5 protein-coding genes and 1 pseudogene are annotated in these 7,593 nt (G+C 67.7%); all 6 read left to right on the top strand.

Annotated elements, in window-relative coordinates; genetic code table 11:
• Positions 1-372: pseudogene (gene sucC / locus EQG76_RS17590) on the top strand (succinate--CoA ligase subunit beta); the annotation flags it as partial.
• Positions 372-1,253, top strand: coding sequence for a succinate--CoA ligase subunit alpha (sucD, locus tag EQG76_RS17585; protein ID WP_159715690.1), 882 nt, complete (start codon positions 372-374; stop codon positions 1,251-1,253). The pseudogene sucC and the gene sucD, both read left to right, overlap by 1 nt.
• A gap of 86 nt (positions 1,254-1,339) precedes the next feature.
• Positions 1,340-4,192 (top strand): 2-oxoglutarate dehydrogenase E1 component, encoded by a 2,853-nt coding sequence (locus EQG76_RS17580; protein ID WP_159715689.1) that lies wholly within the window; start codon positions 1,340-1,342, stop codon positions 4,190-4,192.
• A gap of 92 nt (positions 4,193-4,284) precedes the next feature.
• Complete coding sequence (odhB, locus tag EQG76_RS17575) at positions 4,285-5,577, top strand: 2-oxoglutarate dehydrogenase complex dihydrolipoyllysine-residue succinyltransferase (RefSeq protein ID WP_159715688.1); 1,293 nt, start codon at positions 4,285-4,287, stop codon at positions 5,575-5,577.
• Between the two features lie 145 nt (positions 5,578-5,722).
• Entirely contained in the window at positions 5,723-7,129 is a 1,407-nt protein-coding gene (gene lpdA, locus EQG76_RS17570; RefSeq protein WP_159715687.1) for a dihydrolipoyl dehydrogenase, read from the top strand.
• Positions 7,130-7,167: 38 nt separating this feature from the next.
• On the top strand, positions 7,168-7,593 hold a 426-nt coding region (locus EQG76_RS17565; RefSeq protein WP_159715686.1), incomplete at its 3' end, for a hypothetical protein.

Raw genomic sequence — 7,593 nt, 5'->3', positions numbered from 1 at the left:
GGCCTCGCCATGGCGACCATGGACATCATCAAGCTGTTCGGCGGCGAGCCCGCCAACTTCCTGGACGTGGGCGGCGGGGCCACCAAGGAGCGGGTAACCGCAGCCTTCAAGCTGCTGCTGTCCGACCCGAACGTCGAGGGCGTGCTGGTCAACATCTTCGGCGGGATCATGCGCTGCGACGTGATCGCCGAGGGCGTGGTCGCGGCGGCGCGGGAGGTGAACCTCACCGTGCCGCTCGTGGTGCGCCTGGAAGGCACCAATGTCGAGCTCGGCAAGAAGATCCTCGCCGAGTCCGGCCTGCCCATCACCCCTGCCGACGACCTGGCCGACGCGGCCGAGAAGATCGTCAACGCCGTGCGGAGCACCCACTGATGCCGGTCCTGGTCGATTCCAACACCAAGGTGATCTGTCAGGGCTTCACCGGCGCGCAGGGCACCTTCCATTCCGAGCAGGCGATCGCCTACGGCACGCAGATGGTCGGTGGCGTGACCCCGGGTAAGGGCGGCGAGACCCATCTGGGCCTACCGGTGTTCGACACCGTCAAGGAGGCCCGGGAGAAGACCGGCTGCGACGCCTCGGTGATCTACGTCCCCGCCCCGTTCGCGGCGGACGCGATCCTGGAGGCGATCGACGCCGAGGTGCCGCTGGTGGTCTGCATCACCGAGGGCATCCCGGTGATGGACATGGTCAAGGTCAAGCGGGCGCTCGCCGGCTCCGCCTCGCGCCTGATCGGCCCGAACTGCCCGGGCGTGATCACCCCTGGCCAGTGCAAGATCGGCATCATGCCCGGCCACATCCACATGCCGGGCAAGATCGGTATTGTATCCCGCTCCGGCACTCTCACCTATGAGGCGGTGGCTCAGACCACCGCTGCCGGGCTCGGCCAGACCTCTTGCGTCGGCATCGGCGGCGATCCGGTCAAGGGCACCGAGTTCATCGACGTCCTGGAGATGTTCATCCAGGACGACGCGACCGAGGGCGTCATCATGATCGGCGAGATCGGCGGCAGTGCCGAGGAGGACGCGGCCGCCTACTGGCAGCAGTCCGGCTGCACCAAGCCGATCGTCGGCTTCATCGCCGGGAGGACCGCACCACCCGGCCGGCGGATGGGCCATGCCGGCGCCATCATCTCCGGCGGTAAGGGCGACGCCGAGAGCAAGCTCGCGGCCATGCGTGCCGCCGGGATCACGATCGCCGACCATCCGGCCGCGCTGGGTCAGGCCATGCTCGCTGCGATGGGCGGCAAGGCTTAAACGGCTTATCAACCTCTGGACGGTAGGAACAGGAACGGGCAGGAGGCGGAAGCGGCCGCTTCCTGCGGTTTCCCGGGGAACGGAAGATGGCGAAGCGTCAGGAACTCGAGCAGACCTCGTTCCTGTATGGCGGGAACGGGTCGTTCATCGAGGAGCTGTACGGGCGGTACCTGACCGATCCGACCTCGATCGACCCGTCCTGGCGCGGCTATTTCGACGATCTGGGCGCGGAGACCTCGGCCCTCTACCGGCAGGCCAAGGCCGCCCTGGCGCCGAGGTCCGCGGCACCCAGGACCTATGGTGTGCCGGCCAACCTCGATCATCCCTCCCTGGACGATCCCGCTACCCGCGCGCTGATCCACGACCATCTGCGCGTGATCATGCTGATCCGTGCCTATCGGGTGCGCGGCCATCTCCAGGCCAATCTCGACCCGCTGGGCCTTAGCCGGCGCGCCCAGCATGCCGAGCTCGATCCCAAAACCTACGGCTTCACCGACGCCGACCTCGACCGCACCTTCTTCCTGGACATGGTGCTGGGCCGTGAGCAGGCGACCCTGCGCGAGATCCTGGAGATCCTGCGCCGTACCTATGCCGGCAAGATCGGCATCGAGTTCCTGCACATCCAGGATCCCGAGCAGAAGGCCTGGATCCAGGAGCGGATCGAAGCGCCCGGCGGCATCCTGGACGGCTCGCCGGTCGACCGGCGCGAGCTCTTGGAGCAGCTCACCGTCGCCGAGGGCTTCGAGCAGTTCCTCCACGTCAAGTTCCCGGGCACCAAGCGCTTCGGCCTGGACGGCGGCGAGGCGACCATCCCGGCGCTCGAGACGATCATCCGCACCTCCGCGCAACTGGGCGTGGAGGAGATCGTGCTGGGCATGCCGCATCGCGGCCGGCTCAACGTACTCGCCAACGTGATGGGCAAGCCCTACACGGCGATCTTCTCCGAGTTCCAGGGCCAGCCGGCGATCGACGAGGTGCTGGGCTCAGGCGACGTCAAGTATCATCTGGGCACCTCCACCGACCGGCTGTTCGAGGAAGGCAGGTCGGTGCATCTGTCGCTCACCCCGAACCCGTCGCACCTGGAGGCGGTCGATCCGGTAGTGATCGGCAAGGTGCGCGCCAAGCAGCGGCTGATCGGTGACACCGAGCGCTCGCGGGTCATGGGCATCCTGATGCATGGCGACGCCGCGTTCGCCGGCCAGGGCGTGGTCCATGAATGTCTGGAGATGTCCGAGCTCAAGGGCTTCAGGACCGGCGGCACTATCCACCTGATCATCAACAACCAGATCGGCTTCACCACGAGCCCGGCCTATGCCCGAACCTCGCCCTATCCCTCGGACGTGGCGCGCGGCATCCAGGCGCCGATCTTCCACGTCAACGGCGACGACCCGGTGGCGGTCTGTCAGGTGGCGCATCTGGCCGCCGAGTTCCGGCAGAAGTTCAAGAAGGACGTGGTGATCGACCTGTGGTGCTACCGGCGCCACGGCCATAACGAGGGCGACGAGCCGGCCTTCACCCAACCGCTCATGTACCGCAGCATCGCCACGCACCCGACCACCCGGCAGATCTTCGCCCGGCAGCTCGAGGAGGAGCAGGTGGTCGGCGCCGATGAGGCGCAGGCGATCCTGGAGACCTTTCAGAAGCAGCTCGACGGGGCGCACGAGGCGGCCAGGACCTACAAGTCCAACAAGGCCGACTGGCTGGAGGGCGCCTGGAAGGGTCTGCGCAAGGCGCCGGAAGCCTATGAGCGCGGCAAGACCGGCGTGTCTGTGGACCGCCTGCGCGATCTCGGCCTGCGCTTCACCAGCCTGCCCGAGACGCTGAACATCCATCCGCGGCTCAACCGCGTGATTGGTGCCCGGCGCAAGGCGATCGAGAGCGGCTACGGCATCGACTGGGCGACCGCGGAGCATCTGGCGTTCGCCTCCCTCCTGGTCGAGGGCTTCCCGGTCCGGCTGTCCGGCCAGGACGTGGGGCGCGGCACGTTCAGCCAACGCCATGCCACGATCTACGACCAGACCAGCGAGGAACGCTATGTGCCGCTGGACAATCTCCAGCCGGACCAGGCGCGGTTCGAGGTGGTCGACAGCTTTTTGTCCGAGGAAGGCGTGCTCGGCTTCGAGTATGGCTACTCGCTGTCCGACCCGAACTGCCTGACCTTGTGGGAGGCGCAGTTCGGCGACTTCGCGAATGGCGCCCAGGTCTATTTCGACCAGTTCATCGCATCCGCGGAAAGCAAGTGGCTGCGCATGTCCGGCCTGGTCGTGATGCTGCCGCACGGTATGGAAGGCCAGGGACCGGAGCACAGCTCGGCGCGCCTGGAGCGTTTCCTGCAGTTGTTCGCCGAGGACAACATCCAGGTGGTCAACGTGACCACGCCGGCCAACCATTTCCATGTGCTGCGCCGCCAGCTCTGCCGCGACTTCCGCAAGCCCTTGATCCTGATGGGGCCGAAGTCGCTGCTGCGCCACAAGCGCTGCGTCAGCACGCTGGAGGACATGGGCCAGAACACGACCTTCCACCGGGTCATGTACGACCGCCCGCCATCCGACGTCGACCAGGCCGTCGAGCGCGTGATCCTGTGCTCGGGCAAGGTGTATTACGACCTGGAAGCGCAGCGCGAGGAACTGCACCTGACCGACAAGGTCGCCCTGGTGCGCCTGGAGCAGTTGGCGCCGTTCCCGGAGGACGCGGTGCTGCGCGAGCTCAGCCGCTACCCGACCAGCGCCAAGTTCGTCTGGTGCCAGGAAGAGTCGCGCAACATGGGTGCGTGGTTCTTCGTGATGCCCAGGATCGAGAACTTGATGGAAAGCCTGGGCGTGCCGCAGCGGCGCCTGGCCTATGCCGGCCGCAAGCCGTCTGCCTCGCCGGCGACCGGCTCCTTGTCGCAGCACGAGCGCGAGCAGAAGGCCCTGGTGTCCGAAGCGCTGCTCGGCTGAGGTGCCGCGGACGGCGCGGATGATACCTGCGGGTCTTGGGCGCGCGCAGGCCCGGCCCGTGGTGTGGATTGGTGGGGACGAGAGGGAATGCGATGAGCGTCGAGATCCGGGTGCCGAAGCTCGGCGAATCCGTGAGTGAGGCCACGGTCGCGAAGTGGCTGAAGAAGGTCGGCGACAGCGTGGCGGTGGACGAGCCGCTGGTCGAGCTGGAGACCGACAAGGTCAACCTCGAGGTCCCCTCCCCGGTAGCCGGTGTCATCGCCGAGATCAGCGCCGCCGAAGGAGCCGATGTCGCGGTCGATGCGGTGCTGGGCTCGATCGACGAAGGAGCGTCCGCCGGCAATGGCAAGGCGGCAGCACCGGTGATCGAGGCCAAGCAGCCGGTCCCGCAGGAGGGTGCGGCCGGCGGGATCGCCAGGCCGGCGACGCCGGTGGCGAGCCCGGCTGCCCATGCCGCAGGCGGTGGCGCCGACCAGACCGGCCCGGCCGCGCGCAAGCTCGCCGGCGAGGCGGGCATCGACCTCGCGAGCGTGCCCGGCACCGGGCCCAAAGGCAACGTCACCAAGGCCGACGTACAGAAGGCGGCGGCCGCACCGGCCCCTGCCGCCCAGGCCCCCACCCCCCAGGCATCGGCCGCTCCAGCACCTGCCGCCCAGGCGCCCGCGGCACCGGTGCAGCGTTCCGCGCGCGAGGAGCGGGTCCGCATGACCCGGCTGCGCAAGCGGATCGCGGAGCGCCTTAAGGAGGCGCAGAACACCGCCGCCATGCTCACGACCTTCAACGAGGTCGACATGGGCGCGGTCATGGCGCTGCGCTCGAAATACCAAGAAGCCTTCCAGAAGAAGCACGGCATCAAGCTGGGCTTCATGTCGTTCTTCGTGAAGGCGGTGATCGACGCGCTGAAGGCCTATCCCTCAGTCAATGCCGAGATCGACGGCGACGAGGTCGTCTACAAGCACTACTACGACATCGGCGTAGCGGTCTCGACCGAGCAGGGCCTGGTGGTGCCGGTGCTGCGCGATGCGGATGCCGCCTCGCTTGCCGACATCGAGAAGAAGATCGCCGACCTCGGCAAGCGCGCCCGCGACGGCAAGCTCAGCATGGAGGACCTGAACGGCGGCACCTTCACGATCACCAATGGCGGCATCTTCGGCTCGCTGATGAGCACGCCGATCCTGAACCCGCCGCAGGTCGGCATCCTGGGCATGCACAAGATCCAGGAGCGGCCCATGGTCTTGCCGGCTGGGCGGATCGAGGCTCGGCCGATGATGTACACCGCGCTGAGCTATGATCACCGGATCATCGATGGCCGCGAGGCGGTGAGCTTCCTGGTCCGGGTCAAGGAGACCATCGAGGACCCGCAGCGTCTGCTGATCGAGGCGTGAGCCGACAGGGGCCGCGGCCGGCCCTGCTGCCACCAGTGGCGGCGGAGCAGCGCGCTGTGGCCCGGCGACGGGTGCCAGAACCCATCCAACGTGCAGTGAAATCAGGCCGGCCCCTTTGCTTCTTGGGGGCTGCGGGAGGGACAGGATGAGCGAGCCGTACGACGTCGTGGTGGTGGGCGGCGGGCCTGGCGGCTATGTCGGCGCCATCAAGTCGGCCCAGCTCGGCATGAAGGTCGCCTGCGTGGAAAAGCGCGGCCGGCTGGGCGGCACCTGCCTGAACATCGGCTGCATCCCCTCCAAGGCGCTCCTGCACACCTCGCACCTCTATGAGGAGGCGCGCATCCATTTCGAGAAGATCGGCATCCGCGCCAAGGGTGTGGAGCTCGATCTCGGCGCCATGCTCGACAACAAGGACGACGTGGTCGACGGCCTGACCAAGGGCATCGAGGGCCTCTTCAAGAAGAACAAGGTCGACTACATCCAGGGTGCTGCGCGCCTTACCGGAGCCAACGCCATGGAGGTGGCGCTGAACGCCGGCGGCAGCCAGCAGGTCACGGCCAAGAACATCATCCTCGCCACCGGCTCGGACGTCATGCCCCTGCCGGGCGTGACCATCGACGAGGAGCGGATCGTCTCCTCGACGGGTGCGCTCGACCTGGACAAGGTGCCCGAGCACCTGGTCGTGATCGGTGGCGGCTATATCGGCCTGGAGCTGGGCACGGTCTGGCGGCGCCTGGGTGCGAAGGTCACCGTGGTCGAGTTCCTGGACCGGATCACCCCTGGCATGGACGGCGAGGTGAGCAAGACCTTCCAGCGCCTGCTGGCCAGGCAGGGCATGACCTTCAAGCTCGGCACCAAGGTGACCGGCGTGGACAGCTCGGGTGACCTGCTCAAGGTCCAGGTCGAGCCGGCCAAGGGCGGTGAGCCGGAGGTGATCGAGTGCGACGTGGTGCTCGTCTCGATCGGCCGGCGGCCGTATACGGAAGGCCTGGGCCTGGACGCCGCCGGCGTGGCTCTGGACGAGCGCCAGCGCATCTCCACCCATGACGACTTCAGCACCAACGTGCCCGGCATCTATGCCATCGGCGACGTGATCCGCGGGCCGATGCTGGCGCACAAGGCCGAGGAGGAAGGGGTCGCGGTCGCCGAGATCCTGGCTGGGCAGAAGCCGCATATCGACTACAACCTGATCCCCGGCGTCGTGTACACCGATCCCGAGGTGGCGGCCCTCGGCCAGACCGAGGAGCAGCTCAAGGCGGCCGGGGTCGAGTACAAGGTCGGCAAGTTCTCGATGATGGCCAACTCGCGTGGCCGCGCGGTCGGCAAGACCGACGGCTTCGTCAAGCTCCTGACCGAGGCCGGCACCGACAGAATCCTGGGCTGCCACATGATCGCGGCCGATGCCGGCACCATGATCAACGAGGTCACAGTCGCCATGGAGTTCGGCGCCAGTGCCGAGGACCTGGCCCGCACCAGCCACCCGCATCCGACCCTAGAAGAGGCGATCAAGGAGGCGGCGCTCGCCGCGTTTGCCAAGCCGATCCACATGTGACAATCCGGCTTATCTACCGTCGCCGGGAGTGAAACGGGTTGCGCGTCCTGATCCTGATCGTCTGCCTGCTCCTGGCCTCTCCGGCCCTGGCGGCACCCAGCCCGGTGGGCATCTGGCGCCTGGACGAGGCGTCGCTCGACCAGGCCCTCGACCGGCTGATCGAGGGCCTGCTGCAGGCGGTGCCCGAGGAGGAGCGGGACGAGGCCCGCGCCAGCATGGTCGGGCAGCGTGACGCGATGCGCGACGAGATGGCCTCCAGCCTCGCCGCCACCTTCGAGTTCCGGCCGGACGGCAAGGTGGTCATCACCGATCCCGACGAGGACGAGCCCGAGCAGGGCAGCTGGCGGATGGAGGGCGACCGGCTCCATGTGGTGGACGATGATCCGGACACCCCGGACCTGACCGGCGAGGTGCAGGAGGACCGGATCACGCTGGGCTTCGAGGTCGACCGGGATGACCCGGAC

Source organism: Geminicoccus flavidas (assembly GCF_009806515.1).
GTDB lineage: Bacteria > Pseudomonadota > Alphaproteobacteria > Geminicoccales > Geminicoccaceae > Geminicoccus > Geminicoccus flavidus.
This window is presented reverse-complemented; position numbering and strand designations above follow the sequence as displayed.